The sequence below is a fragment of the Streptomyces sp. WZ-12 genome (genome assembly GCF_028898845.1).
Lineage (GTDB): Bacteria > Actinomycetota > Actinomycetes > Streptomycetales > Streptomycetaceae > Streptomyces.
The window spans coordinates 6,017,782-6,043,077 of the sequence record NZ_CP118574.1 but is presented as its reverse complement, the minus strand read 5'-3'; the positions used below and the strand labels follow the sequence as shown (position 1 = coordinate 6,043,077).

Below are 25,296 nucleotides of genomic sequence, written 5' to 3'. Positions count from 1 at the left end.
CGCCGACCGGCCGGGAACGCGGTCCGCTCAGGCGGCGAACCACTGGTCGTACGCCAGCTTGCACAGCAGGACGAGGACGACGAGGACGAGGACGCCGCGGACGAAGCCGGTGCCCCGCTTGAGCGCCATCCTGGCGCCGACCGTGCCGCCGACGAGGTTGAACAGCGCGAGCAGCGCACCCAGTTGCCACAGCACCGTGCCCTGGAGGGCGAACATCGTCAGCGCGCCGATGTTGGTGCAGACGTTGACGACCTTGGCGGTGGCGGACGAGGTGACCAGGTCCATGTGGAGCAGGGCGGCCAGCGCCACGACCAGGAACGCGCCGGTGCCGGGCCCGATCAGGCCGTCGTAGAAGCCGATGCCCAGGCCCGCGAGCAGGACGGCCGCCAGCATCCGCCGCCGGGAGACCGGGCCGGCGGGCGCCGCGGCGGCCCCGAAGGCCGGCCGGACGAGGACGAAGACCAGGACGCCCACCAGCACGGCCATGATCAACGGGCGGAGCACCGCGCTGTTGATCCCGGCCGCGAAGAACGCCCCGCCCACCGAGCCGGCGAGCGCCGCGCCCCCGATGCGCAGCGCGGTGCGGACGTCGATCGGCGCCTTGCGGACGTAGGTGACGGCGGCCGCGGCGGTGCCCACGATGGCGGTCGACTTGTTGGTGCCGAGGACGAACGCGGTGGGCGTGTGCGGCAGCCCCACCAACAGGGCCGGGAGCAGCAGCAGGCCGCCGCCGCCCACCACCGCGTCGATCCATCCCGCGGCGAGGGCGGCCAGGCACAGCAGGGCGAGCGTGAACAGCGATATGTCAGAGGGCACCAGGCGATCTTAGGGAGCGGTCGGGCCGGCGCGGGGCTCCCCTTCGTGATCTCCGGTGCCTAGGCTCCCGGACATGGACATGCGGATGACCTTCTCCGTCGGGGGGACGCTGCCGGTGCGGCGGCTGGGGTTCGGGACCGGGGGCCTGGTCGGCCCCGGCTACTGGGGACCGCGCCACGAGGACCCCGAGCGGTCGGTGGCGCTGCTGCGGCGGGCCGTCGACGCCGGCGTCACGCTGATCGACACCGCCGACAACTACGGACCGGACGTGGCCGAGGAGTTGGTGGCCCGCGCCCTGCACCCGTACCCGGACGGGCTGGTCATCGCCACCAAGGGCGGCGTCGTCCGCACCGGCCCGGACGTCTGGCACCTCGCCGGCCGCCCGGAGCAGTTGCACGCCATGTGCGACGCGAGCCTGCGACGGCTGCGCGCCGACACCCTCGACCTCTACCAGCTCCACCGGCTGGACCCCGACGTCCCGATGGCGGACCAGTTGGGCACCCTCGTGGAGCTCCAACGCGCCGGCAAGATCCGTCACATCGGCCTGGACAGCGTCAGCGCGACGGAGCTGTCCCGGGCCCGCGAACTCGCCCCGATCGCCACCGTCCAGAACCGCTACAACGTGCTGGACCGCGCCTCCGAGGACGTACTGACGCTGTGCGAGCGGACCGGGACGGCGTTCCTGCCGTGGTTCCCGCTCGGCCATGGTGCGTTGGCGGGCAGCGGTGCCGACGATGCGCTGGCCGCGATCGCCGCCACCCACGGCGCGACCACCGGCCAGATCGCCCTGGCCTGGTTGCTCCATCGCTCCCCCGTCCTGCTGCCGACCCCCGGCACCGGCTCCCCCGCCCACCTGGACGAGAACCTCGCGGCGGCGGACATCTCCCTCACGGAGGCGGAGTTGAGCCAACTGGACGGGCTCGCGGGCGCTGCCCCGGGCGGCGGCGCCTAGGCTCCCGGAACGGCCAGCAGGCGCGCGCCCCGGCTCTTCGCCACCCGTCGCACCTCGACCAGCGATTCGGTCAACTCCACCGCGAGCAGATGGAGTTCGCCGGCGGTCCAACTCCGGGCGGCGAAGACCCGCTGCGCGTCCTCGATAAGCCCACCGGCGAGGAGGAGCTGGGCCTCCTCGATCTCGTCCGCCATGCGGGAGAGGAAGCCGCCACCCTCGCTGACGAGGTAACAGGGCTTACCGTCCAGGCTCGACCACGGCAGAAGCCGCGGCGAAACGTCCGTCATTTTCATCAACCTCCGCCCATACGTTCTGTAGCCATTCGGTCACCCAAACCACCCTGCGGGCAATAGAATTGCGGCACTTGAGCGGCGGTGCGCAAGTCCGCTGCCTGCCGCGATGCTGGACACGACCCCATGGCGAGAGGTCACGACCTTGGACGAGACGACCCCGTCCCCGCACTTGAACCCGCTCCAACGCTTCGGGCACGACGTCAAACAGGTGAGACTCGCCCGCAAGCTGACGCAGAAACAGCTCGGCAAGGCGGCGGGCTACTCGGAGGCGTACGTCAGCAGAGTCGAGGCGGGAAAGATGCTCCCCCGCCCCAGCATGAAGTTCGCCCGGGGCTGCGATCTCGCCTTCGGCACGGGCGAGTTGTTCACGGGCATGCTGCGACGGATCGACGAGGGGGACCATCCGTCGTGGTTCGTTCCGTATCTGAACTTGGAGCGGAAGGCGACGCGAGTTCTGGACTACTCGGCGAACCTCGTGATGGGCATTCTTCAGACGGAGGCGTACGCGCGCGCCATCTTCAGTACGTACTTCTCCCACGAGGACGGGGACTTGATCGAAGCCAAGGTGGCCGCCAGGCTCCGACGGCGCGAGGTGTTCGATCGGGACTGCCCGCCGACCCTGTGGTCGATCCTCAACGAAGCGTGCCTGCGAACGGTGGTGGGCGACAGCGGGGTCATGTCTCTACAGCTCAAGTACCTACTGGAAACGGTCGAATCGCCCCACATCACGCTTCAGGTCATGCCGTTCTCGGCAGGCGCTCCCGCTGCGTCCACCAAGCCATTCACTGTGATGCGATTCAAAGACACGCCCACGGTGCTCTACACAGAAACCCGGGTAGGAGGACGAATGCACGACTCCGCACAAACGGTCGAAGCCGCACTGGATGACTACGATCTCCTCCGGGCGCATGCCTTGGCACCCGATAAGTCACTGACACTGATCAAGAAGCTGCTGAAGGAGTACCAAGAATGACTCCCGACTTGGATCTGGCCGCCGCCACTTGGATCAAGTCCTCCTACAGTGACGCCAACGGCGGCCAATGCCTGGAGTTCTCCCGTGACTTCATATGGATCAAGTCGTCCCACAGCGACGGCAGCGGCGGCCAATGCCTCGAAATCTCCCCCACCCACTCCATCACCCACGGCATCGTTCCCATACGGGACAGCAAGGTTTCGGACGGGGACGTGATCACCATCCCCGCGGCGGGGTGGTCCTCGTTCCTCCGGGCGGTCAAGAATGGGGAGTTGGCCGCCGGCTGAGGAGGACCTCGTGGACCTGCGTGACGATGCCCGTGCCCTGTCCGACGACCTCGTGCGGCTGCGCCGCGCCCTGCACCGGATTCCGGAGACCGGGCTCGAACTCCCCCGCACGCAGGAGGCGGTGCTCGCCGAACTGGACGGCCTGCCGCTGGAGGTGCGCACCGGCGAGCGGTTGAGCTCGGTGACGGCGGTGTTGCGCGGGGGCGCCGACGGGGCCGCGGCCGGGCCCGCGGTGCTGCTGCGCGGTGACATGGACGCGTTGCCGGTCGCCGAGCGCACCACCGTGGACTTCGCCGCGGACAACGGGCGGATGCACGCCTGCGGGCACGACCTGCACACCAGCATGCTCGTCGGGGCGGCCAGACTCCTCGCCGCGCACCGGGACCGGCTCGCCGGGGACGTGGTGTTCATGTTCCAGCCGGGCGAGGAGGGGCACGACGGGGCCCGACACATGCTGGCCGAGGGGGTGTTGGAGGCGGCGGGGCGACGTCCGGTGGCGGCGTACGCGCTGCACGTGCTGTCGGCGGGGGTGCGAAGCGGGGTCTTCGAGGCGCGCGGCGGGCCGATGATGTCGGCGTCCAACGTGCTGCGGGTGACGGTGCGCGGGGCGGGCGGGCACGGGTCGATGCCGCACCGCGCCAAGGACCCGGTGCAGGCGGCGTGCGCGATGGTGACGGCGTTGCAGGCGTGGATCACGCGCAGCTTCGACGTGTTCGACCCGGTGATCCTGTCGGTGGGGATGTTCCACGCGGGGACGCAGGTGAACGTGATCCCGGAGACCGCGGCCTTCAACGCGACGGTGCGCAGCTTCTCGGCCGCGGCGCAGGCGCGGGTCAAGGACGGGACGGTGGAGGTGTGCCGGGGCGTCGCGGCGGCCCATGGGGTGGCGGTGGAGGCGGAGTTCGTCGAGACGTACCCGGTGACGGTGAACGACGAGGCCGAGGCGGACTTCGTGGCGCGGGCGGTGCGGGAGGCGCTGGGCGAGGAGCGGTTCGTGCGGCGGCCGAACCCGGTGCCGGCGTCCGAGGACTTCTCGCGGGTGCTGGGCGAGGTGCCGGGCGTGATGACGATGCTGGGGGCGCCGCCGCCCGGCGCGGACCCGGAGCACACGCCCAACAACCATTCGCCCCTGGCCGAGTTCGACGACGCGGTGCTGGCGGACGGGGCGGCGGTGTACGCCGAACTCGCGGCGCGGAGGCTGGCGAAGGGGTAGGGCGTCGGGGTTCGGGCAGCGGCGCGGAGTTCAGGCGTCAGGTATGTCCGGCTTGGCCGCGCTGAGCATGTTTCCGGGAATCACGACCAACCGTTCGTCCTCGGCGAGCCGCACGCCGTCGGGGAGGCTCGGGCCGTAGTGGGCGGTGAGGTCCCGGCCGATCACGGCCACATCCCCGTTGTCGAGCTGCCAGATGTCCGGGCACTCGTCCTTGCCGTCGGAGTGGTCGAGCTCGTGCGCGGTCTTCCCCAAGCGCCGTCGGAACCGCGCCGACGGATCGGGTTTCCACGTGCGGCCCATGCTGCTCTCCCTTCTGACAGAACCGATACGCACACAGCACGCCGAGCGCACAAGGCACACGCAGGTCGCGCAGAGCTCGGGAATCTACGCATCGGCAAGGGGGACGGGAACCCATCCAACCAGCCATCCCCCGTGGCCCGTTCGCCCCCCTTCTTAGAACGTTCTTAAACCCCCGCACTATCCACATGGTCATGACATCCAAACTCACGCGAGTGATTGCCGTGTCCATGGCGCTGACCGCCACCACGTTCGGGGTTTCCGGGTGTGGGAGTGCGCAGGCCGGGACGGTGGAAGGCGGGCGGTTGACGCTGCCGGTGGAAGGGGGGACGGCGAGCGTGGACACCGCGACGTTGGCGGTGAGCGCGCGGGCCGGGGACGGGACGCGGTTGGTGCTGTCCGAGGGGGCGAAGGCTGGGCTCGGGCAGCCCGGGCCGGTGACGCGGACGGCGGACGGGGCGCGCTGGTCGTATCCGGGCAAGGGGCTGACGGTGACGGCGCGTTCGCAGCAGGGGCGGCTGGCGATCCGGGTCCGTTCGGACCGGGACCAGTCGGTGAGCTGGCCGGTGACCGGGACCGACCGGGCCGCGTCGGACGTGCAGGTGCCGCGCGGCGAGGGGTTGGACATTCCGGTGCGGGACGCGTTCTGGAACTCCGAGCGCGGCGGGCTGGCCGGCAGCACGGTGGACGTGGGGGCGGACCTGGCGCTGCCGTTGTGGGGGTACGCGATGGGCGGGGACGCCTCGCGGGGCAACGGGGCGCGGCACGGGGTGAGTTATGTGACGCCGACGGACATCGGGACGTCGCTGCGGTTCGCGTCGGAGGGCGGGGCGCTGCGGGCGACCGCGGCGCACGCCTTCGACGCGGGGGACGGCACGCGGGACTACGAGGTGTCGTTCGCGCTGACGGACGGGAACCCGGTGGCGCCGGCGGCCGACTACCGGTCGTACCTCGCGCAGCGCGGGCAGTTGGGCAGCCTGCGGGAGAAGATCGCGAAGAATCCGGCCAACGGGAAGCTGCTGGGCGCGTTCCACGCGTATGTGTGGGGCCAGGCGCGGACCGCGGAAGGGGTCGAGCGGCTGCGGAAGTTGGGCGTGGACCGGATGTGGCTCGGGTACGACGCCGGGCCGGATCCGATGGACGCGGCGGCGGTGCGGGCGGCCAGGCAGGCCGGGTACCTCGTCGGGCCGTACGACTCGTTCGCCAACGGGCAGGATCCGAAGGCGGCGGACAGTCCCACGTCCAAGTGGCCGGGGACGGTGTATCCGGACTTCTGCGTGCGGAAGGCGGACGGTTCGGCGGAGACCGGGTTCGGGGGGCGGGGGTGCTACCTGAGCTCGCGGGCGTTCGAGAAGGCGGAGCCGACCAAGCACTATCTGGCCGACCGGACGCGGGAGATGACCGCCAACGGGGCGGACAGCTACTTCCTGGACGTGGACGCGACCGGCGAGGTGTTCCGGGACCACGGCGCGGGCCACGAGATGACCAAGGCCGGGGACCGGGCGAACCGGCTGGCCCGGATGGGGCGGCTGGGGAAGGGCTTCGTGCTCGGGTCGGAGTCGGCGCAGCCGTGGGCCAACGGGGTGTTGGCCTTCGACCACGGGTCGGGGACGCCGGTCGCCGACGGGCTGTGGCCGCTGGAGCGGAACAAGGACACGTGGGGCGGCTACTACCCGGAGAACGCGCCGAAGATGTTCTTCAAGCCGGTGACCCTCCCCGCCGACCTGGCCACGGCCATGTACGACCCGAAGTACCGCGTGCCGCTGTACGAGACGGCGCTGCACGGCTCGTTGGTCAACGCCGAGCGCTGGGAGCTGTCCTACGACAAGCTGCCGGCGCAGAAGACCACCCGGGCGCTGCTGGCGATGCTCAACAACACGCCGTTGAACTTCGTGCTGGACGGGCCGTCGATCCAGAAGAACGGGAAGGAGCTGGCGGCGTTGCAGAAGTACTTCGCGCCGCTGCACAAGGCCGCGGGGACCGAGGAGATGACGTCGTTCCGGTGGTTGACCGGTGACCGGAGCGTGCAGCGGACGGTGTTCGGGAACGGGACGCTGACGGTGACCGCCAACTTCGGCAGCCGGGCGTACGACGGGCTGCCGGGCGGGTGCGTGGACGCGCGACTGCACGGCGCGAAGCAGCCGCGGCGACTGTGCCCGGCGCAGGTCAACAGCTAGGGAACAGGGGCCTCTTGGGGCGGTCCGGTCCTGCGTTACCGGGCCGCCTCCAGGTAGCGCAGGACCGCCAGGACCCGGCGGTGGCCACTCTCCGAGGGCGGGAGGTCCAGCTTGCCGAAGAGGTTGGCGATGTGCTTCTCCACGGCCCGCTCGGTGACGGTCAGCGCGGCGGCGATGGAGTGGTTGGTGCGGCCCTGGGCCATCAGGGCCAGCACCTCCCGCTCGCGCGGGGTGAGCGCGTCCAGGGCGGTGGCGCGGCGGACGGCGCCGAAGAGCTGGGTGACCACGTCGGGGTCGAGGGCGGTGCCACCGCGCGCCACCCGGTGCAGGGCGTCGACGAACTCGCCGATGTCCACCACCCGTTCCTTGAGCAGGTAGCCGACACCGGCGAAGCCCGCGCCGGAGCCGAAGAGGCGGTCCGCGTAGGCGGTCTCCACGTACTGGGAGAAGAGCAGCACGCCGGTGCCGGGGTGGGACTGCCGCAGCGCGACGGCGGCCCGCAGGCCCTCGTCACGGTGGCCGGGCGGCAGCCGGATGTCGATCACCGCGACGTCCGGGCGGTGCGCGTCGACGGCGGCGAGCAGCGCCTCGGCGTCGGCGACGGCGGCCGCGACCTGTACGTCGCGCAGTTCCAGCAGTTGGACCAGGCCCTCCCGCAGAATCGCGGAGTCCTCGGCGATGACGACGCGCATGGTTCCTGTCCGTGGGGAGTGGCCAACGGGTGTGGTCAGCCCGCCCGTTGGGCGGCGGGGTGCGCGGCCGGGTACGGGAGGCGGACCGTGACCACGGTAGGCCCTCCGGGCGGGCTGTCGCAGGTCAGGGTGCCGTCCACGGTGCGGACCCGGCCGAGCAGGCCGGTCAGGCCGCTGCCCGCGCCGGGGACCGCGCCGCCGCGCCCGTCGTCCCGTACGGAGAGCAGCAGCGCGCGGCCGTCGCCGTGCACCTCGATGGCGGCGGCGGTGGCGCCGCTGTGCTTGACGGTGTTGGCGAGGAGTTCGGCGGCGCAGAAGTAGGCGATGGACTCCAGGGCGGGGGTGGGGCGGTGGGTGAGCGTGGTGTGCAGGGCGACCGGGAGCGGGGCGTCGGCGGCCAGGGTGGCCAGCGCGGTGGCCAGTCCCTCGTCGAGCGCGGGCGGGTGGATGCCGCGGACCAGGTGGCGCAGGTCGGTGATGGCCTGGGTGGCGTTGTCCTGGGCGCGGGCGACGGCGGTCAACAGGCGGTCCCGGTCGGCGTCCTGGGTGAGCAGCTCGCGGATCAGGGTGAGGTGCATGCCCAGGCCGACCAGGCGGGCCTGGGTGCCGTCGTGCAGATCGCGTTCGATCCGGCGGAGGGTGGCGGCGGCGTCCTCGACGGCGTGCGCCCGGGTCTCCTCCAGGGTGCGGATGCGGGCGTCGGCGGCGCTGGGGCCGAGCAGGGCGCGCAGCAGCATCCGGTGCGGGGCGCCGGCCCGGCGGACCAGGTGGGGCGCGAGCAGCGTCAGCAGCGCGCCGGCCGCCACGACGAGCGTCCAGCGCGGCCAACTGTCGAACTCCACGCCGTGGATCAGCAGTCCGACCCGATGGACGGTGCCGTCGGGGTCGCGCACGGTGACGTAGTTCCAGTGCCGCAGGACGGGGTGGGCGAGCGCCAACGGGCCGTAGAGATAGCCGAGGACGGCGGCGAGCAGCGGCGGCAGTGCGGTCAGCGGGGCGAGGACGGTGGCGGCCACCGCGCGCCAGCCGGCCCGGTCGCCGAGGAGGGCGCGCCGCCAGCCGAAGGCCCCGGGGGCGGTGCGCCGCCCGGCGGGCGCGATCGTCTCTCCCAACAGGGCGCGGGACAGCGCCCGTTGGAGGTCGCCCAGGGCGAGGGCGCCGCGCACCGTCAGGGCCAGCAGCCAGGGGCCGAGCGCCGTCCAGGACAGCACCGCCCCCACGGCCAGGCCCACCAGCACTACCGCCGCGCCCGGCAGCGCGAGCACCGGCCCGATCAGGGCGTACAGCAGGGCGGCCAGGGCGCGCGGCGCGAACGGGGCGGCGAGCAGCGCGCGCAGGCGGCGGGTCAGGCGGGGCATGCCCCCAGGATCCCCTCCCGGGGCCGGGCGTAGGCTGGGCCTCCCCTACCGAGGAGTACGGCGTGACCCGGTGGAACACCAGCCACATCCCCGACCAGACCGGCCGCGCGGCGATCGTCACCGGCGCCAACAGCGGCCTCGGCTACGTCACCGCCCGTGAACTAGCGCGGCGCGGCGCCCGTGTGGTGCTGGCCTGCCGCAGCGCGGAGCGGGGCACGGCCGCGCTGGCCCGGCTGCGTGCCGAAGTCCCCACCGCCGAGGCGGAGTTCCGTGCGCTGGACCTGGCCGACCTGGCGTCCGTGCGGCAGTTCGCCGAGGGCCTGACCGACTTCTGCGGCGACCGGCTGGACCTGCTGATCAACAACGCCGGTGTGATGGCGCTGCCGTACCGCACCACCGCGGACGGCTTCGAGATGCAGTTCGGCACCAACCACCTGGGGCACTTCGCGCTCACCGGGCTGCTGCTGCCCAAGCTGCTGGCGACGCCCGGCGCGCGGGTCGTGACGGTCTCCAGCATGCTGCACGTGCTGTCCGACGTGCGCCTGGACGACCTCAACAGCGAGACCTCCTACCACCGTTGGCTCGCCTACGGCCGTTCCAAGAGCGCCAACCTGCTCTTCACCCACGAGCTGGCCCGGCGGCTGGCGGTGGCCGACTCGCGGGTCGTCGCGGCCGCCGCGCACCCCGGCTACGCCCACACCAACCTCCAGACCGCGGGGGTGCGGATGGAGGACCGGCAGGGTGCTGAGCGGGTGGTGGAGCTGGGCAACCGGCTGATCGCCCAGCCCGCGGAGGGCGGGGCGCTGGGCACGCTGTGCGCGGCCACCGCCCCGCACATGCGGCCGGACGCCTTCATCGGCCCGCGCAACGGGCTCCGCGGCGCCCCGGCCCGCTCCTTCCACGCCCCGTGGACCCGCAACGGCGTCACCGCGGAACGACTGTGGACGGCCTCGGAGGAACTCACCGGGGTGCGCTACGACTTCGCCGTCCCCGGAGCCTGAGCCGGGGCGCTTTCGGCAGGTGAGCGCCGGGTAGCGGCCGCCGGAGCCGGGAGTTGCGACAAGACGGCGTCAAAATCCCGTGAAGATCGCCCCGTCGGCCGCCAAGGCCGCGCCAAGGTGTCTCGCCGCCCACCTCCGTGGCCCGCACGCTGGGCTGGTCCCAGCCAGTGCCGCACGGAGGTACGACGAACAATGTCGACGGTGTCGCAGCCCGCAAACCGGCCCGAGCAGCCGCCCCCGGCGACCACACCCGGTCACCACACCGACGCCGCCCCCGGCGCGGCCGAGGACCGGCACCGCCTCACCTCCCTCCAGGGCCTGGCCGCCCTCTCCCTCGACGCGATGGCCTCCGTCGCCTACGGGCCGGAGTCGATCGTGCTGGTCCTGGCCACGGCCGGCGCCTACGGTCTGGGCTTCACCCTCCCGGTGACCCTCGCCATCGCCGCGCTGCTGGCCGTCCTGGTGCTCTCCTACCGCCAGGTCATCGCCGCCTTCCCCAACGGCGGCGGCTCCTACGCGGTGGCCAAGACCCATCTCGGGCGCCGCTCCGCCCTGGTGGCCGCGGCCTCCCTCGTCCTGGACTACATCCTCAACGTCGCGGTCTCGGTGACCGCCGGCGTCGCCGCCCTGACCTCCGCCTTCCCCCACCTCTACGGGTCCCGGGTGTGGATCTGCCTGGCGGTGCTGGTCCTGGTCACCGGCATCAACCTGCGCGGGATCGCCGACTCGGCACGGGCGTTCCTGCTGCCCACCGCGGTCTTCGTGGTCTCGATCCTGGCGATGATCGTGGTCGGCCTGTTCCGTGACGCGCCGGCCTCCACCGTCACGGCCGCCGGCCACGCCTCCGTCCTCGCCCACAACGCCACCTCCGTGGGCGCGTTGCTGCTGCTGAAGGCGTTCGCGTCCGGCTGCTCGGCGCTGACCGGTGTCGAGGCGGTCGCCAACGCGGTGCCGTCGTTCCGCGCCCCGGCCCCGAAGCGCGCCCAGCGCACCGAGGTCGCGCTGGGCGCCCTGCTCGGCGCCATGCTGATCGGCCTGTCGCTGCTGATCGGCCGCTTCCACCTCCAGCCGGTCGAGGGCGTCACCGTCCTCGCCCAGCTCGCGGACGCCTCGCTCGGCCACAACTGGGCCTTCTACGTCGTCCAGTTCGCCACCATGGTGCTGCTGGCGCTGGCCGCCAACACCTCCTTCGGCGGCCTGCCCGTCCTGATGGGCCTGCTCGCCCGCGACAACTACCTGCCGCACGTCTTCGGCCTGAAGGCCGACCGCCAGGTCCACCGGCACGGCGTGCTGGCGCTGGCCGCGGTCGCCGCGGCCCTCCTGGTCTTCTCCGGCGGCGACGTCAACACCCTGGTGCCGCTCTTCGCCATCGGCGTCTTCGTCGGCTTCACGCTCTGCCAGGCCGGCATGGTCCGCCACTGGCACCTGGAGAGGTCCGCCGGCTGGCTCGGCAAGGCCCTGCTCAACGGCTTCGGCGCGGTGTTGACCGCCGCCGCGGCGATCGTGGTCACCGCCACCAAGTTCACCGACGGCGCCTGGCTGGTCGTGATCGCGCTGCCGCTGCTGGTCCTCGCCTTCGAGGCCGTCCACCGGGCGTACGGGCGGATCGGCGACAGCGTCGCCCTGGGCCGGGTCCCCGAACCGCCGCGGCGCGCCCAGTCCCTCGTCGTCGTGCCCGTCTCGCACCTGTCCCGCCTGACGGGCGAGGCACTCAACGCGGCGGTCTCCCTCGGCGACGAGGTCATCGCGGTCACCGTCACCTACGGCACCCCCGACGACCGCCCCGCCACGGAGGCGCTCCGCCGCGACTGGGAACTCTGGAACCCGGGCGTCGACCTCCTCGAACTCCCCTCCCCCACACGCTCCTTGGGCCGCCCGATCACCTCCTACGTCCAGGACCTGACGGACCGCCGCCCCGACGCCCGCATCACCGTCCTGATCCCCGAGGTCGAACCGGCCCACCTGTGGCAGCGGGTCCTCCAGAACCAGCGCGGCGCGGTGCTGGCGCATGCGGTGCGGCGCGACACGGATGCGGCGATCTGTCGCCTTCGTTTCCGCCTGAGCTGACGCCGAAGGTACGGTCCCGTACGTTGCCGGCTGCCCCGCCGTGGCGGCTGATGCCGCAGGTCCCGTACGTCGTCGGCTTCCCCGCCGTGGTGGGGTTTCCGCCTTCGGCGGAAGGGTTGTTGGGGCGGGGTGCCCCGCTGGGTGGTGGGTGCCGGGTTCGGTGCCTCCGGGGTGGGTGTTTCGGACTGCTTCGCTTTACGTCCGAAACACCCACCCCTCCGGCACCGCCCCCTCCCGCACGTGGACGGGACCCCGCCCCGGTAGGAGAAGAGGTACAAGCACCACCCCGATTCCTGCTCCCCCCTCCGGCGGAAGCAGGGATACAGACAGCACCCCACTCCGCCCCCTCTCCTCTCACCCCCACCGGGCGGAGGCGCCCACCCAACGGGAGGGGGCGGGCCGGAGGGGGCGGGGTTTTCGGACGTAAAGCGAAGCAGTCCGAAAACCCCGCCCCCGGAGGACCGCACCCGCCACCCACCACCCAGCGGGGCGCCGCCGCCCAACACACCCCTCCGCCGAAGGCGGAGAACAGCAACCCCCGCGGCGGGGCAGCCGACGACGTACGGGACCTGCGGCGTCAGCCGCCACGGCGGGAGAGCCAACAACGTGGGGTCAGACCCAACCCACCGCGGCGACCACATCCGCCGCGACCGCCGGCACGGACCGCCCATCAGTGGGCACCCGCAGCACGTCATCGGCCACCCGCGCATCCAACATCCGGGCCTTGCGGGCGCTGTTGGCCAACTCCTGGGCGAGCTCCGAGCCACGTTCCCGGCCGGTGAGCCGCGCCTTGGTGGTGGCGTCCGTGGCGGTGAGCAGCACCCGGACGATCCGCACCCCGGGCCCCATCGCCCGCTCGAACATCCCCGCGCTCTCCGGCAGCACGCTCACGGTGTTGGTGTAGAGCAGCCGCCGACAGCCGACCCGGGCGTAATTCGCCCACACCGCCGCCAAGTTGCGCTCGGTGATCGCAGAGCGCGACGGATCGCCCTCCGGCGCCGGGTGGATCTGCCCCATGAAGTCCCCCTCCACCACGGCGTGCCCCACCCCCGCCCCCCGCAACAGTGCCGAGACCTCCCACGCCACCGACGTCTTCCCGACCCCGGCCCGCCCCCCGAGAAGCAGCGCCTCGCCCTCCACCTCGTACATCCCCATCCCGTAAGGGTGACAGCCCCAACGCCCCGCGGACGAACGGTTTTCCCCACCCCCACCCCGCCCTCCCCTCTCCCCCACCGGGCGGAGGCGCGTCCACCGACGGGAGGGGGCGGGCCGGAGGGGGCGGGGTTTTCGGACGTCAAGCGAAGCAGTCCGAAAACCCGCCCCCGGAGGACCGCACCCGCCACCACAGACCCACCAGACGCCCCCGCCCAACACACCCCTCCGCCGAAGGCGGAAACCCCACCACGGCGGGGAAGCCGACGACGTACGGGACCTGCGGCATCAGCCGCCACGGCATCAGCCGCCACGGCGGGAGAGCCAACAACGTGGGAAGCAAACCCAAAACGTGGGGGTTCACGCCGCCGCGATCCGGCAAAGTTACGTCCCATGACGGTGATCGGCAGAAGACGGCTCCTCGCCGCCGCAGGCGGCCTCGCACTGGCCGGCGCGACGGCCACGGCCTGCGGCACCAACACCGGGCGCAACAACACCGGTTCGGGCCCAGCGCTAGCGCAGTGGTACCACCAGTACGGCGAACCCGGCGCCCAACAGGCGGTGCGGCGTTACGCCGCCGCGTACAAGAAGGCGAACGTCAGCGTCCAGTGGCGGCCGGGCGACTACGACCGGCAGACCGCCGCCGCGCTGCTCACCGACTCGGGCCCCGACGTCTTCGAGGTCAACGGCCCGCTGCTGGAGCAGATCCAGGGAGGTCAGGTGGCGGACCTGACCGACCTCGTCGCGCCGGTGAAGGACGACTTCAACCCGGCGGTGCTGGCGCCGAAGATCTGGCGGGACAAGATCTGGGGCATCCCGCAGACCGTCGACACCCAGGTGCTCTACTACCGCAAGAGCCTGCTCAAGGAGGCCGGCGTACAGCCGCCGCAGAGCGTCGACGAACTGGTGGACGCGGCCGGGAAGTTGACCACCGGCAAGGTGAAGGGGCTGTTCCTCGGCAACGACGGCGGCGCCGGGGTGCTCAGCGGGACACCGCTGTTCGCCGCGGGGCTGAGCCTGATCACCGAGGACGGCAAGCCGGGGTTCGACGATCCGGCCGCGGCCCGGGTGTTGGCGAAGATCCGGCAGTTGTACGCGGACAGGTCGCTGCTGCTGGGCGCGCCCACCGACTGGTCCGACCCGGCGGCCTTCGTCCAGGGGCTGACCGCCATGCAGTGGTCGGGCCTGTGGGCGCTGCCGCAGATCACCAGGGCGCTGGGCGACGACTTCGGGGTGCTGCCGTTCCCGAAGGACGGCCCTGCGGGGAAGCCGACCGTCCCGGTGGGCGCCTACGCGTCCGCGGTGAACGCCCGCAGCAAGGACCCGGCGGCGGCCAAGGCGTTCGCCAAGTGGCTGTGGATCGACCGGACCGACTTCCAGCAGGACTTCGCGCTGTCCTACGGGTTCCACATCCCGGCCCGGCTCTCCCTGGCGAAGCGGGCCCGGCAGCTCCGGCAGGGGCCGGCGGCCGAGGCGGTGCGGCTGGCGACCGAACACGGCTACGCCGAGCCGCTGTTGTGGACCAGCGCGGACCGCAACGCCTACCAGGACGCGCTGAGCCGGATCATCAAGGACGGGGCGCATCCGGAGACCGAGTTGCGGGCGGTGCTGCGGAAGGTCGGGGCCGAGCTGGCCCGGGTCAAGAACACGTGAGCGCGCTGACGGCCCGGCTGCTCGGCCCGCAGCGGCGGAATCTGTGGTTCTGGGTGTTCGTCGGGCCGTTCGCGGTCGGGCTGGGCCTGTTCACCTACGTACCGCTGGCGTGGAGCGTCTACCTCAGCTTCTTCGACGCGCACAACACGGTGAACCCGACGCACTTCATCGGCCTGGACAACTACGCCGCGATGCTGGGCGACGACGCGTTCCTCGGCAGCCTGGGCACCTTCCTGCTGTTCACCGCGTTCATCGTGCCGGCCACCTTCGCGCTGTCGCTCGCGCTGGCGCTGATGGTCAACCGGCTGCGGGTGGCCCGCGCGTTCTTCCGCTCGGTGTTCTTCCTGCCGACCGCGTGCTCGTACGTCGTGGCGTCGCTGATCTGGAAGCTGTCGCTGTTCAACGGGGTGCGCTTCGGGCTGGCGAACACGGTGCTCGGCTGGTTCGGGATCGACCAGGTGGCGTGGCTGTCCACCACCAGTCCGCCCTGGTACTGGCTGGTCATCGTCACCGTGCGGCTCTGGCTCCAGGCCGGCTTCTACATGATCCTCTTCCTGGCCGGACTCCAGCGGATCTCCCCGCAGTTGTACGAGGCGGCGGCGGTGGACGGGGCCCGGCCGGGCTGGCAGGTCTTCAGGCACCTCACCTTCCCGCAACTGCGGGCCACCTCGGTGGCGGTGCTGCTGCTCCTGGTCATCAACTCCTTCCAGGCGTTCGACGAGTTCTACAACCTGCTGAGCGACGCCCGCGGTTACCCCCCGTACGCCCGCCCACCGCTGGTGTACCTCTACTACACCGCGCTCGGCCGGGACCAGAACCTCGGGCTGGGCAGTGCGGGCGCGGTGATCCTGGCCCTGATCATCGCGGTGGCGACGGTGGGCCAGGCCCGTTGGTTCGGACTCGGCCGCAAGGAGGAGTGAGACGCCGTGCACGATGCCCTGACCCGGGCCGGACGGGCGCTGCGCGTGGTGCTGTTGGTGGCGCTGGCGCTGCTGTTCCTCGTCCCGTTCTATCTGCTGGTCCGCAACGGCCTGGCGAGCGAGTCCGACATCACCGCGCCTGACTGGACGTTCTTGCCGCGTACCGTGCACTGGTCCAACCTGACCGAGGTGTTCGCCGACCCGGATCTGCCGCTGGCCCGGGCGCTGGTCAACTCCGCGGTGATCGCGGTGTCGACGACCGTCGGCACGGTGGTGCTGGCCTCGATGGCCGGCTACGGCCTGGCCCGCATCCCGTACCGGTACGCCTCGGTGGTCTTCTACGCCGTCCTGGGCACGCTGATGGTCCCGGCGGCGGTGACCTTCGTCCCCAGCTTCGTCCTGGTCTCCACACTCGGCTGGATCTCCACCCTGCGCGGGTTGGTCATCCCGACCCTGTTCAGCGCCTTCGCCTGCTTCGTCTTCCGCCAGTACTTCCTGGGCTTCCCCAAGGAGTTGGAGGACGCGGCGCGGGTGGACGGCCTGGGGTACTGGCGGACGTACTGGCGGATCGTGGTGCCCAACGCCCGGCCGGTGTTCGCGGCGGTCGGCACCATCGTCTTCATCGGGGCGTGGAACTCCTTCCTGTGGCCGCTGGTGATCGGCCAGGACCAGTCGGCCTGGACGGTGCAGGTGGCGCTCTCCACGTTCACCACCGCGCAGAACCTCAATCTGCACGAGTTGTTCGTGGCCGCGGGCGTCTCGATCGTCCCGCTGGTGGTGGTGTTCCTGCTGCTCCAGCGGTACATCGTGGCGGGGGTGGAGCGCAGCGGCATCGACGACTGAGCCGGCGCCCGTCCGCCCCGCGTCACCGGGCGGGCCTCGTGGCCCGGTGGCCCGAACCCGTGGGCACCGGGCCGCGGATGGGGTACGGTGCGTGCCATGTGCACGCACCCGTTCGTCCGTGAGGCGGCGCCGCGCGACCGCGGCCCCCACGGCGCGTGCGCACCCCGCGGCCTGAGCTTCCTGCGCCGCCGCGGCCGGGTGGGCTCGCCCCCGCCGGCCCGCTGTCCCGGCGTCTGAGACCCCGCGGCACTCCCGCCGGACGCCCGCGCGCCCCGTGCCGCCGCACCCTCCCCTTCTCCTTTCCCACCCTTCTCCCCTTCCCCAACTCGGCCCGAAGGAGGACCCGTTGACGCTCCTCAACGCCCCCGACTCCCCCGCTCCCGCCCCCGCCCTGCGCCCGCACCGCATCCCCGCCGACGGCCTCTACGAGGGCCGCCGGATCCTGCGCCGCACCCCGGAGGACTGGCCGGACCGCCCCTACGAGCTGTTCGAGGTGGTGCCGCTGGCCGCGACCATCGGGGCGGAGATCAGGGGACTGGATCTGGCCCGCCCGCTGTCCGCCGCGCTGCGGGCGGAGCTGAACCGGGCGCTGCTGGAGTGGAAGGTGCTGTTCTTCCGTGACCAGCACCTCAGCCCGGCCGCACAGCGTCAATTCGCTTGCCATTGGGGGGAGTTGGAGACCAACCCGCTACTCGCCCCGGGGGACGCGAAGGAGGTGGTCCGGTTTGACAAGGCGGCCGGTGGCGTGCCGACGTTCGAGAACGTATGGCACACGGACGTAACCTTCCGCGAGCGGCCGGCGATGGGCGCGGTGTTGCAGTTGCGCGAGGTGCCGGAGTCGGGCGGGGACACGCTGTGGGCCGATATGGCGGCGGCGTACGACAATTTGCCGCCGAAAATCCGGGAGCGGATCGATGGGGCCCGGGCCGTGCACGACTATCTCCCGGGGTTCTCCCGTTTCTACTCCGCCACTCAACTTGCGCCGTTCCAGGATGAGTTCCCGCCGGTTGTCCATCCGGTGGTGCGCCGGCACCCGGAGACCGGGCGGCGGATGCTGTTCGTCAACGCGTCGTTCACCACCCGGATCGTGGGCCTGCCGCAGGAGGAGAGCGACCGGCTGCTGCGGTTGCTGTTCCAGCAGGCGCAGGTGCCGGAGTTCCAGGTGCGGTTCCGTTGGCGGGCCGGCGACGTGGCGTTCTGGGACAACCGCGCCACCCAGCACTACGCGGTCTTCGACTACGGGTCGCGGCGGCGGGTGGCCGAGCGGGTGGCGATCGCCGGGGACCGGCCGTTCTAGGCGCGTGGTGATCTCGGGCCTTCGGGCCGGGTCCCGGGCCCGCGGCGGGGCTCACCGCTCGAAGGCCGCCGTCCCGTCGAGGCGGGCGCCGCGCAGCAGTGCGGCGCCCAGCGGCGTCAGGGTGTGCAGCACGGCGTTGCCCTGGCGCAGCGTGGAGAGCAGGCCGGCGTCCCGCAGGACGGTGGCGTGTTGGCTGGCGGAGGCCAGCGAGACGTCGACCCGGCGGGCGAGTTCGCTGGTGGTGCAGCCGACGCCGATGCCGTGCAGGATCGCCGAGCGGGTCTGGCCCACGAGGCGGCCCAGCGAACGGTCCGGCGGGGCGGGCCGGGTGAGCCGGGGCGCCGGGTGCTCGACCGGGTAGACCAGGACGGGCGTCAGGTCGGGGTTGTAGAAGGTGACCGGGGTGCGGCGGCAGAAGTACGAGGGCAGCAGGAGCAGCCCCCGACCGCCCAGATGGAGGTCCCGGTCGACCGGGTAGTCGGCCTCCAGGACGGGCGGGCGCCAGCGCATCATCGGGGGCAGCGACGCCAACAGCCGGTCCGCGCCGCCGTCCAGGAGGGCCCGGCCGCGGGCCGCCCGGTCGGCCTCTATGCGGCTCTGGACGCGGTGCCAGTAGGGGGCGACGGCGGCGTCGTGATAGCTCTGCAGTATCCCGGCGAGCCGGCCCAGCGCCCGGGTCTCGCCGTCGGCCATGGCGCGTATCCAGGCGGGCAGCGGACGGCCGGCGACCGGCGTGAGCCGGACGAGTTCGTCGTGCAGCCGGCCGGCGGGCGTCTCGCGCAGCGCGGCGAGCGCCTCGTCCATGCCGAGCAGGCCCTCCGCGGGCGTCAGGAAATCCGGGAAATAGCCGCGGCTGGGCACCAGCGGTGCCAGCAGACGCGTTTCGCCATTCAACCTTCCGCGGGTTTCCGATCGCCAACCACCGAACGTGGAATCGTCGCGCCGATCGCGAAGTCGGTGAAAGCTTAAGACCGTCTCCCACAGCGCATCGGGGCGTGCGGCTATCCGCACGCGGGCCAGATCGAGTCCACTGAAATGGACGCGTAACACTGAACCCCCACTCTTTGGTTATCTCCCTGGGCCCCCGGCACGCCTGAGTATGCACGCCGCCACGTGCGGTCACCATGCCCTTTTGGCCAGACTTGAAAAGGGTCGCGAGGGGCCCTGCCTGCGGTGAATGCTGGAGGCAATTCAACGGCGGTGCGCACGGCCCGGATTGCTCGATCCCGTGGGGGGTGATGGGCAAACAACCGGCCCCGCGGCGTCCGTTGGAGGCCGCCTCCCACGCCGACTGGGAGGACGGCAGCTCCCGAGGGGGGAGTCCGGAGAAACGAAGGCGGCACCTGTGCGCACAGGTGCCGCCTTCGCCGTGCGTCAAATGGCCCTACACCGCGGGGCGTTGGCCGTATACGGTCGTCGGCGAAGCGCCGGGCCCGCCCCGCACGGCCCCGACCGCCCGGCGGAAGCCGCCATGACCACCCTCGCCGCGACCGGGCACCTGGACCCGGCGGGCCGCACCGCGCGCCTGGTCCAGGACGCCCTGGCGGAGCTGCTGCACGCACAGCCGGCCGGAAACTGGTCGGCGTCAGTACGGCGGGCCTGCCGGTCGAGGTGATCTGGCCGGCGGGCGCCGTGCGCGGCGCCTGACCGCGGCCGGCGCGGCCCGCGGGCGCGCACGGGGCCGAGGGCGGCACCTCCGCACAAGGTGCCGCCCTCGGCGGGTACCGGAGTGGCGACGGGCGTTGAGGGTTCAGGGCGGCCCGCCGCCGGTTCCGGGGGTTCGGTGGGGCGCGGTGGCCCCGTTGGTCAGCGGCTGTCGCTGCCCTTAGGACCCGCAGAAACAGCCGCCGCGCGGCCCGCTTCCAGGCGGGCGACCGGGATGCGGAACGGGGAGCAGGAGACGTAGTCCAGGCCGACCTCGTGGAAGAAGTGGACCGAGTCCGGGTCGCCGCCGTGCTCGCCGCAGACGCCCAGCTTGAGGTCGGGGCGGGTGGCCCGGCCGGCCGCCGCGGCGCTGCGGACCAGGGAGCCCACACCGTCCCGGTCGATGGTCTCGAACGGGCTGACCCCGAAGATGCCCTTCTCCAGGTAGGCGGTGAAGAAGCTGGCCTCCACGTCGTCGCGGGAGAAGCCCCAGACGGTCTGGGTGAGGTCGTTGGTGCCGAAGGAGAAGAAGTCGGCGGACTCGGCGATCTGGCCGGCCGTCAGCGCGGCCCGGGGCAGCTCGATCATGGTGCCGAGGGTGAGCCTGAGGCTGACGCCGCGGGCCTTCTCCACCTCGGCGATGACCTGCTCGGCCTCCTCGCGGACGATCTCCAGCTCCTGGACGGTGCCGACCAGCGGAATCATGATCTCCGCGCGCGGGTCGCCCTTGGCGTTCTTCCGTTCGGCCGCGGCCTCCGCGATGGCCCGCACCTGCATGGCGAACAGGCCGGGGATGACCAGGCCGAGGCGGACGCCGCGCAGGCCCAGCATCGGGTTCTGCTCGTGCAGCTTGTGCACGGCCTGGAGGAGGCGGAGGTCGTTCTCGTGCTTCTCGTGGCGGGCCTCGGCGAGCGCGACCCGGACCGAGAGGTCGGTGATGTCGGGCAGGAACTCGTGCAGCGGCGGGTCGAGCAGCCGGACGGTGACGGGCAGGCCGTCCATCGCCTCGAACAGCTCGATGAAGTCGGCCTTCTGGAGCGGCAGCAGCTCGGCGAGGGCGGCGTCCTTGTCGGCGTCGGTGTCGGCCAGGATCAGCCGCTCGACCATCTCCCGGCGCTCGCCGAGGAACATGTGCTCGGTGCGGCACAGGCCGATGCCCTGGGCGCCGAACCGGCGGGCGCGGGCGGCGTCCTCGGCGTTGTCGGCGTTGGCGCGGACCCGCAGCCGGCGGACCCGGTCCGCGTAGGCCATGATCCGGTGCACGGCCTGCACCAGCTCGTCGGCGTCGTCGGCGCCGGCGTGCATCCGGCCCTCGAAGTACTCCACGACCGGGGACGGCACGACCGGGACCTCACCGGCGTAGACCTTGCCGGTGGAGCCGTCGACGGAGACGACGTCGCCCTCCTCGATGACGGTGCCGTCGGAGGTGGTCAACCGGCGGGCCTTGGTGTCGACCTGGAGCTCCTCCGCGCCGCAGACGCAGGTCTTGCCCATGCCGCGGGCGACGACGGCGGCGTGCGAGGTCTTGCCGCCGCGGGAGGTGAGGATGCCCTCGGCGGCGATCATGCCGTTGAGGTCGTCGGGGTTGGTCTCGCGGCGGATCAGGATGACCTTCTCGCCGGAGCGCGACCACTTGACGGCGGTGTAGGAGTCGAAGACGGCCTTGCCGACCGCCGCGCCCGGGGAGGCGGCGATGCCGCGGCCGATCAGCTCGGACTGCGCGTCGAGGTCGAAGCGGGGGAACATCAGCTGCGCCAACTGCGCGCCGGTGACCCGCTGGAGGGCCTCCGCCTCGTCGATCAGGCCCTGGTCGACGAGTTGGGTGGCGATCCGGAAGGCGGCGCCGGCGGTGCGCTTGCCGACCCGGGTCTGGAGCATCCACAGCTTGCCGCGCTCGATGGTGAACTCGATGTCGCACAGGTCCTTGTAGTGCGTTTCGAGCGTCTCCATGATCCGCATCAGCTCGTCGTACGACGCCTTGTCGATCGACTCCAGCTCGGCGAGCGGCACGGTGTTGCGGATGCCGGCGACGACGTCCTCGCCCTGCGCGTTCTGCAAGTAGTCGCCGTAGACGCCCTGGTGGCCGCTGGCCGGGTCGCGGGTGAAGGCGACGCCGGTGCCGGAGTCGGGGCCGAGGTTGCCGAAGACCATGGAGCAGACGTTGACCGCGGTGCCGAGGTCGCCGGGGATGCGCTCCTGACGGCGGTAGAGCTTGGCGCGGTCGGTGTTCCAGGATTCGAAGACCGCGCGGACCGCGAGGTCCATCTGCTCGCGCGGATCCTGCGGGAACTCCCGGCCGGTCTCCTTGGTGACGATCTGCTTGAACTGGCCGACCAGTTCCCGCAGATCGGCGGCTTCGAGGTCCACGTCGACGGTGACGCCCTTGGCGTGCTTGGCCTCCTCCAGCGCCTCCTCGAAGAGCTCGCCGTCGACGCCCAGCACGGTCTTGCCGAACATCTGGATCAGGCGCCGGTAGGAGTCCCAGGCGAACCGCTCGTCGCCGGCCTGCGCGGCGAGGCCGGAAACCGACGCGTCGGAGAGGCCGATGTTCAAGACGGTGTCCATCATGCCGGGCATGGAGAACTTTGCCCCGGATCGCACCGATACCAGCAGAGGGTCGTCGGCCTGCCCCAGCTTCTTCTCCATCGTCCGCTCAAGGGCGTCGAGATGCTCGGAGACCTCGGCACGCAGTGCCGCCGGCTCGCTGCCGCTCTCCAGGTAGACCTTGCAGGCTTCGGTGGTGATCGTGAAGCCGGGCGGGACGGGAAGCCCCAGGTTGGTCATCTCCGCGAGGTTGGCGCCCTTGCCACCGAGGAGGTCCTTGAGGTCCTTGTTCCCCTCGGTGAAGTCGTAGACGAACTTCGCTGAGGAAGACTGGCTGACGTGGGGATCTTGTGTTTCCGGCACGGCTCTGACTCCTCGCCGACGGGCTGCCCTGACGGCGAGGAACATACCCAGATCGAAGGCGTATGGGTACGTCCACTTGGTCGACATACGTGCGTAACCCGGCGTCAGCCAGCAGATCGAAAGTGATCATGCATTTCGACCATCGTTTACTACCTGAATGCATGACTGCGCTCCGCAGTCACAGGCAGTTGAATCACTACACACCGCACCCATTCGCTTGATGGATTGAACGGAAGAGGATTGGCACCCGGTGCCACCTATGCGAGAGATGGAGCCCGCCCGATAGCGCTCATCTGAGCGCAACCCCTATCAAGGGTGGCGAGAATCACGCGCTCATGTGTGCGGCAGTACCGTCATTTGGACCCGTCGCGGCGACGCGATCAAGGAACGCATCGACCAGAACCCGGGCCCGCTCCCGTGCGGCGGGCAGCTCCGCGCGCAATTCGGCCACCAGCCGCTCCGGGTCGACGCCCACCCGGGCCGGGAGCTGCGGATCGACGCCGGCGAACCAGGCCCGCAGCACCTCGGGCGTCACCTCCGGGTGGAACTGCACGCCCAACGACCGCCCACAGACGAACGCCTGGGACGCGACCTCGTTGCGGGCCAGCTCGCGGGCGCCGGGCGGCAGGTGCCAGCGGTCCCCGTGGAACTGGAACCACGGCCCGGGGCCGACCAGTTCGGGGGCGTCGGTGGCTAGCCGGCGCCAGCCCAGCTCGAAACGGGGCGCCGGCGCCACCTCCCCGCCCAGCGCGACCGCCAGCGCCTGCCCGCCGAAGCAGATGCCGAGCACCGGGACCCCGGCGGCGTGGGCGGCGCGCAACAGGGCCAGTTCCGCCTCGATCCAGGCGTTGCGGCGGGTCACCGACCACGGGGCGCCGAGCGCCAGGATCAGGCCATAGTTCGTCGCCGGCGGAAACGCCACCTCGACGTCCGGAGTCGTATACCGGCTGGCGGGGACGACCAGCAGCTCATCGAGCCGGTAGCCCCGTTCGACCAGCCGCTCGCCGACGTGGCCGGCGCTGGACATGTGATCGTGCACGATGACCAGGGCGCGCATCGCCGTCACTTCCCTCCCGTGCCGCGGGCCCAACGGCCCGTGCTGGACGGTGCGTTCGCCGGCCCCCGCGGGCCGGTCCCCCGGTGCCGCATGGTGCCGCCCGACCGGCCCGCCCGGAAGAGGGCGGGGCGCGGCGGCGCGAGCGGGCGGGCCGGTTCCTCCTTCTCGTGCCCCGTACACGAATTCCGGTTCCGCGGTCCGCGCCTTTTTCTTTCTCGGCCGCGGCTTTCCCGCGCGCCGTGCCGTACCGGATCGTTTCGCGCCGTTCCGCGCCGTCGGCGAGCCATTCCGCGCGGTATTCGGAATTCCCCTTCCGAGGGCGCGAGTTGTTCCGGGTACGGATCATTCCGACCGTTCCGCGCGATCCGTTCACGGCGGCGCGGATCGCCGACCGCGGATACGGATTCCGGAATGCGGCGACCCCGATACCCATACCGGGATCAGCATCGGTATCGGGACCGGGGTCGGCGGTATCGGTATCGGGATCGAGTTCGGGGCCGGTGAACTGCTCGCCCGTTAGGGGGAGTTGATAAGGAAAGGAAGCCGGTGCGGTCAGCCGCCGGAGGTGTCCAGTTCGGCGTCCTCGCCGATGCCGGCGCAGTCGTAGGGGTCCTGGAGCCAACCGTCCGGCAGCACCACGCGGTTGTTGCCGGAGGTCCGGCCGCGCGGGCCGTCGGCGCCGGCCGGCCACGGCTGGTCGAGGTCGAGCTCGTGCAGCCCCTCCGCCAGCTCGGCCAGCGACGAGCTGATCGCCAGCCGCTTGCGCATCTCGGAGCCGACCGCGAAGCCCTTGAGGTACCAGGCGACGTGCTTGCGGAAGTCGATCACGCCGCGGGCCTCGTCGCCCAGCCACTCGCCGAGCAGGGTGGCGTGCCGCACCATGACGGCCGCGACCTCGCGCAGACCGGGGGCCGCGGGCGCGCCGCCGCCCTCGAAGGCGGCGACCAGATCGCCGAAGAGCCAGGGGCGGCCCAGGCAACCGCGGCCGACCACCACGCCGTCGCAGCCGGTCTGCCGCATCATCCGCACCGCGTCGTCCGCCGACCAGATGTCGCCGTTGCCGAGCACCGGGATCTCCGGGACGTGCTCCTTGAGCCGCGCGATGGCGTCCCAGTCGGCGGTGCCGCCGTAGTGCTGGGCGGTGGTGCGGCCGTGCAGGGCGATGGCGGTGACGCCCTCCTCGACGGCGATCCGGCCGGCGTCGAGGTAGGTGAGGTGGTCGTCGTTGATGCCCTTGCGCATCTTCATCGTCACCGGCAGCGCACCGGCCCCGCTGACCGCCTCGCGGAGGATGGCGCGCAGCAGCGGCCGCTTGTACGGCAGGGCGGAGCCGCCGCCCTTGCGGGTCACCTTGGGGACCGGGCAGCCGAAGTTGAGGTCGATGTGGTCGGCCAGGTCCTCTTCGACGATCATGCGGACGGCCTTGCCGACGGTGGCCGGGTCCACGCCGTAGAGCTGGATCGACCGCGGGCGCTCGCTGGCGTCGAAGCGGATGAGCTGCATGGTCTTCTCGTTGCGCTCGACCAGCGCCCGAGTGGTGATCATCTCGCTGACGTAGAGGCCCTTGCCTCCGCTGAACTCCCGGCACAGCGTCCGGAACGGGGCGTTGGTGATCCCGGCCATGGGGGCCAGCACCACGGGGGGCTGCACCGCGTGCGGGCCGATCTGCAGCGAACTCATGCACCCCATTGTCCCGC

The 25,296-nt window shown here is 71.8% G+C and carries 23 protein-coding genes; 13 read left to right on the top strand and 10 right to left on the bottom strand.

Annotated elements, in window-relative coordinates; all coding sequences use genetic code 11:
• Positions 1-27 precede the first annotated feature (27 nt).
• A complete protein-coding gene (locus tag PV796_RS26095; protein WP_274915823.1) occupies positions 28-816 on the bottom strand; it encodes a sulfite exporter TauE/SafE family protein in 789 nt (262 codons plus the stop codon).
• Between the two features lie 73 nt (positions 817-889).
• On the opposite strand from PV796_RS26095, the gene PV796_RS26090 reads away from it, so the two are divergent.
• The gene (locus PV796_RS26090; protein WP_274915822.1) at positions 890-1,768 is read left to right on the top strand and encodes an aldo/keto reductase; all 879 of its coding nucleotides are present in this window, start codon (positions 890-892) and stop codon (positions 1,766-1,768) included.
• Here the strand turns inward: PV796_RS26090 and PV796_RS26085 are convergent.
• Entirely contained in the window at positions 1,765-2,055 is a 291-nt protein-coding gene (locus PV796_RS26085; protein ID WP_274915821.1) for a hypothetical protein, read from the bottom strand. The two genes, PV796_RS26090 and PV796_RS26085, sit on opposite strands and share 4 nt — an antisense overlap.
• A gap of 148 nt (positions 2,056-2,203) precedes the next feature.
• Here PV796_RS26085 and PV796_RS26080 point away from each other — a divergent pair, with 148 nt between their 5' ends.
• Genes PV796_RS26080 through PV796_RS26070 form a run of 3 tightly spaced genes read left to right on the top strand, consistent with a single transcriptional unit; the run spans position 2,204 to position 4,534 of the window.
• A complete protein-coding gene (locus PV796_RS26080; protein WP_274915820.1) occupies positions 2,204-3,034 on the top strand; it encodes a helix-turn-helix domain-containing protein in 831 nt (276 codons plus the stop codon).
• The gene (locus tag PV796_RS26075; RefSeq protein ID WP_274915819.1) at positions 3,031-3,321 is read left to right on the top strand and encodes a DUF397 domain-containing protein; all 291 of its coding nucleotides are present in this window, start codon (positions 3,031-3,033) and stop codon (positions 3,319-3,321) included. Before PV796_RS26080 ends, PV796_RS26075 begins: the two co-directional genes overlap by 4 nt.
• A 10-nt stretch (positions 3,322-3,331) precedes the next feature.
• Positions 3,332-4,534 (top strand): M20 metallopeptidase family protein, encoded by a 1,203-nt coding sequence (locus PV796_RS26070; RefSeq protein WP_274915818.1) that lies wholly within the window; start codon positions 3,332-3,334, stop codon positions 4,532-4,534.
• A gap of 30 nt (positions 4,535-4,564) precedes the next feature.
• Here the strand turns inward: PV796_RS26070 and PV796_RS26065 are convergent, their stop codons facing one another.
• Positions 4,565-4,834, bottom strand: coding sequence for a hypothetical protein (locus PV796_RS26065; protein ID WP_274915817.1), 270 nt, complete (start codon positions 4,832-4,834; stop codon positions 4,565-4,567).
• 191 nt (positions 4,835-5,025) lie between these two features.
• Here PV796_RS26065 and PV796_RS26060 point away from each other — a divergent pair, with 191 nt between their 5' ends.
• Complete coding sequence (locus PV796_RS26060) at positions 5,026-7,008, top strand: glycoside hydrolase (protein WP_274915816.1); 1,983 nt, start codon at positions 5,026-5,028, stop codon at positions 7,006-7,008.
• A gap of 35 nt (positions 7,009-7,043) precedes the next feature.
• Here the strand turns inward: PV796_RS26060 and PV796_RS26055 are convergent, their stop codons facing one another.
• Together PV796_RS26055 and PV796_RS26050 are read right to left on the bottom strand one after the other, a co-directional pair.
• On the bottom strand, positions 7,044-7,700 hold the full coding sequence (locus PV796_RS26055; protein WP_274915815.1) for a response regulator transcription factor: 657 nt from the start codon (positions 7,698-7,700) through the stop codon (positions 7,044-7,046).
• Positions 7,701-7,735: 35 nt separating this feature from the next.
• Entirely contained in the window at positions 7,736-9,058 is a 1,323-nt protein-coding gene (locus PV796_RS26050) for a sensor histidine kinase (RefSeq protein ID WP_274915814.1), read from the bottom strand.
• Between the two features lie 62 nt (positions 9,059-9,120).
• On the opposite strand from PV796_RS26050, the gene PV796_RS26045 reads away from it, so the two are divergent.
• Complete coding sequence (locus PV796_RS26045; protein WP_274915813.1) at positions 9,121-10,059, top strand: oxidoreductase; 939 nt, start codon at positions 9,121-9,123, stop codon at positions 10,057-10,059.
• A 192-nt stretch (positions 10,060-10,251) separates the two neighbouring features.
• A complete protein-coding gene (locus PV796_RS26040) occupies positions 10,252-12,126 on the top strand; it encodes an APC family permease (RefSeq protein WP_274915812.1) in 1,875 nt (624 codons plus the stop codon).
• Positions 12,127-12,738: 612 nt separating this feature from the next.
• On the opposite strand, the gene PV796_RS26035 is transcribed toward PV796_RS26040, so the two are convergent.
• Positions 12,739-13,281 (bottom strand): hypothetical protein, encoded by a 543-nt coding sequence (locus tag PV796_RS26035; protein WP_274915811.1) that lies wholly within the window; start codon positions 13,279-13,281, stop codon positions 12,739-12,741.
• 390 nt (positions 13,282-13,671) lie between these two features.
• Between PV796_RS26035 and PV796_RS26030 the strand changes: the two genes are divergently transcribed.
• The 5 genes from PV796_RS26030 to PV796_RS26010 all read left to right on the top strand — a co-directional run bounded on the left by PV796_RS26030 (position 13,672) and on the right by PV796_RS26010 (position 17,991).
• Positions 13,672-14,931 carry an ABC transporter substrate-binding protein gene (locus PV796_RS26030; protein ID WP_274915810.1) on the top strand — a complete coding sequence of 420 codons (1,260 nt, stop codon included), beginning with the start codon at positions 13,672-13,674 and terminating at the stop codon, positions 14,929-14,931.
• Positions 14,928-15,851 (top strand): carbohydrate ABC transporter permease, encoded by a 924-nt coding sequence (locus PV796_RS26025; RefSeq protein ID WP_274915809.1) that lies wholly within the window; start codon positions 14,928-14,930, stop codon positions 15,849-15,851. Before PV796_RS26030 ends, PV796_RS26025 begins: the two co-directional genes overlap by 4 nt.
• A 6-nt stretch (positions 15,852-15,857) precedes the next feature.
• The gene (locus PV796_RS26020) at positions 15,858-16,694 is read left to right on the top strand and encodes a carbohydrate ABC transporter permease (RefSeq protein WP_274915808.1); all 837 of its coding nucleotides are present in this window, start codon (positions 15,858-15,860) and stop codon (positions 16,692-16,694) included.
• Between the two features lie 96 nt (positions 16,695-16,790).
• Positions 16,791-16,931 (top strand): hypothetical protein, encoded by a 141-nt coding sequence (locus PV796_RS26015; protein ID WP_274915807.1) that lies wholly within the window; start codon positions 16,791-16,793, stop codon positions 16,929-16,931.
• A gap of 109 nt (positions 16,932-17,040) precedes the next feature.
• The gene (locus PV796_RS26010; RefSeq protein WP_274915806.1) at positions 17,041-17,991 is read left to right on the top strand and encodes a TauD/TfdA dioxygenase family protein; all 951 of its coding nucleotides are present in this window, start codon (positions 17,041-17,043) and stop codon (positions 17,989-17,991) included.
• A gap of 51 nt (positions 17,992-18,042) precedes the next feature.
• On the opposite strand, the gene PV796_RS26005 is transcribed toward PV796_RS26010, so the two are convergent.
• Positions 18,043-18,885, bottom strand: a complete 843-nt coding sequence (locus PV796_RS26005; RefSeq protein WP_274915805.1) for an ArsR/SmtB family transcription factor — start codon at positions 18,883-18,885, stop codon at positions 18,043-18,045.
• A gap of 577 nt (positions 18,886-19,462) precedes the next feature.
• Between PV796_RS26005 and PV796_RS26000 the strand changes: the two genes are divergently transcribed.
• Positions 19,463-19,606, top strand: a complete 144-nt coding sequence (locus PV796_RS26000) for a hypothetical protein (protein WP_274915804.1) — start codon at positions 19,463-19,465, stop codon at positions 19,604-19,606.
• Positions 19,607-19,797: 191 nt separating this feature from the next.
• On the opposite strand, the gene ppdK is transcribed toward PV796_RS26000, so the two are convergent.
• The 3 genes from ppdK to dusB form a co-directional block, all read right to left on the bottom strand.
• Positions 19,798-22,542, bottom strand: a complete 2,745-nt coding sequence (gene ppdK / locus PV796_RS25995) for a pyruvate, phosphate dikinase (RefSeq protein WP_376569523.1) — start codon at positions 22,540-22,542, stop codon at positions 19,798-19,800.
• Positions 22,543-22,867: 325 nt separating this feature from the next.
• Complete coding sequence (locus PV796_RS25990) at positions 22,868-23,599, bottom strand: type 1 glutamine amidotransferase (RefSeq protein ID WP_274915802.1); 732 nt, start codon at positions 23,597-23,599, stop codon at positions 22,868-22,870.
• A gap of 552 nt (positions 23,600-24,151) precedes the next feature.
• Positions 24,152-25,288, bottom strand: a complete 1,137-nt coding sequence (gene dusB, locus PV796_RS25985) for a tRNA dihydrouridine synthase DusB (protein ID WP_446750630.1) — start codon at positions 25,286-25,288, stop codon at positions 24,152-24,154.
• Positions 25,289-25,296 lie beyond the last annotated feature (8 nt).

Bases quoted from the DNA above. Each gene is read 5' to 3' on its own strand.
- PV796_RS26090 (WP_274915822.1), top strand. From the start codon at position 890: ATGGACATGCGGATGACCTTCTCCGTCGGGGGGACGCTGCCGGTGCGG.
- PV796_RS26030 (WP_274915810.1), top strand. From the start codon at position 13,672: ATGACGGTGATCGGCAGAAGACGGCTCCTCGCCGCCGCAGGCGGCCTC.
- PV796_RS26000 (WP_274915804.1), top strand. From the start codon at position 19,463: ATGACCACCCTCGCCGCGACCGGGCACCTGGACCCGGCGGGCCGCACC.
- PV796_RS26075 (WP_274915819.1), top strand. From the start codon at position 3,031: ATGACTCCCGACTTGGATCTGGCCGCCGCCACTTGGATCAAGTCCTCC.
- PV796_RS26050 (WP_274915814.1), bottom strand. From the start codon at position 9,058: ATGCCCCGCCTGACCCGCCGCCTGCGCGCGCTGCTCGCCGCCCCGTTC.
- dusB (WP_446750630.1), bottom strand. From the start codon at position 25,288: ATGGGGTGCATGAGTTCGCTGCAGATCGGCCCGCACGCGGTGCAGCCC.
- PV796_RS25990 (WP_274915802.1), bottom strand. From the start codon at position 23,599: ATGCGCGCCCTGGTCATCGTGCACGATCACATGTCCAGCGCCGGCCAC.
- PV796_RS26065 (WP_274915817.1), bottom strand. From the start codon at position 4,834: ATGGGCCGCACGTGGAAACCCGATCCGTCGGCGCGGTTCCGACGGCGC.
- PV796_RS26055 (WP_274915815.1), bottom strand. From the start codon at position 7,700: ATGCGCGTCGTCATCGCCGAGGACTCCGCGATTCTGCGGGAGGGCCTG.
- PV796_RS26040 (WP_274915812.1), top strand. From the start codon at position 10,252: ATGTCGACGGTGTCGCAGCCCGCAAACCGGCCCGAGCAGCCGCCCCCG.
- PV796_RS26015 (WP_274915807.1), top strand. From the start codon at position 16,791: ATGTGCACGCACCCGTTCGTCCGTGAGGCGGCGCCGCGCGACCGCGGC.
- PV796_RS26060 (WP_274915816.1), top strand. From the start codon at position 5,026: ATGACATCCAAACTCACGCGAGTGATTGCCGTGTCCATGGCGCTGACC.
- PV796_RS26085 (WP_274915821.1), bottom strand. From the start codon at position 2,055: ATGACGGACGTTTCGCCGCGGCTTCTGCCGTGGTCGAGCCTGGACGGT.
- PV796_RS26035 (WP_274915811.1), bottom strand. From the start codon at position 13,281: ATGGGGATGTACGAGGTGGAGGGCGAGGCGCTGCTTCTCGGGGGGCGG.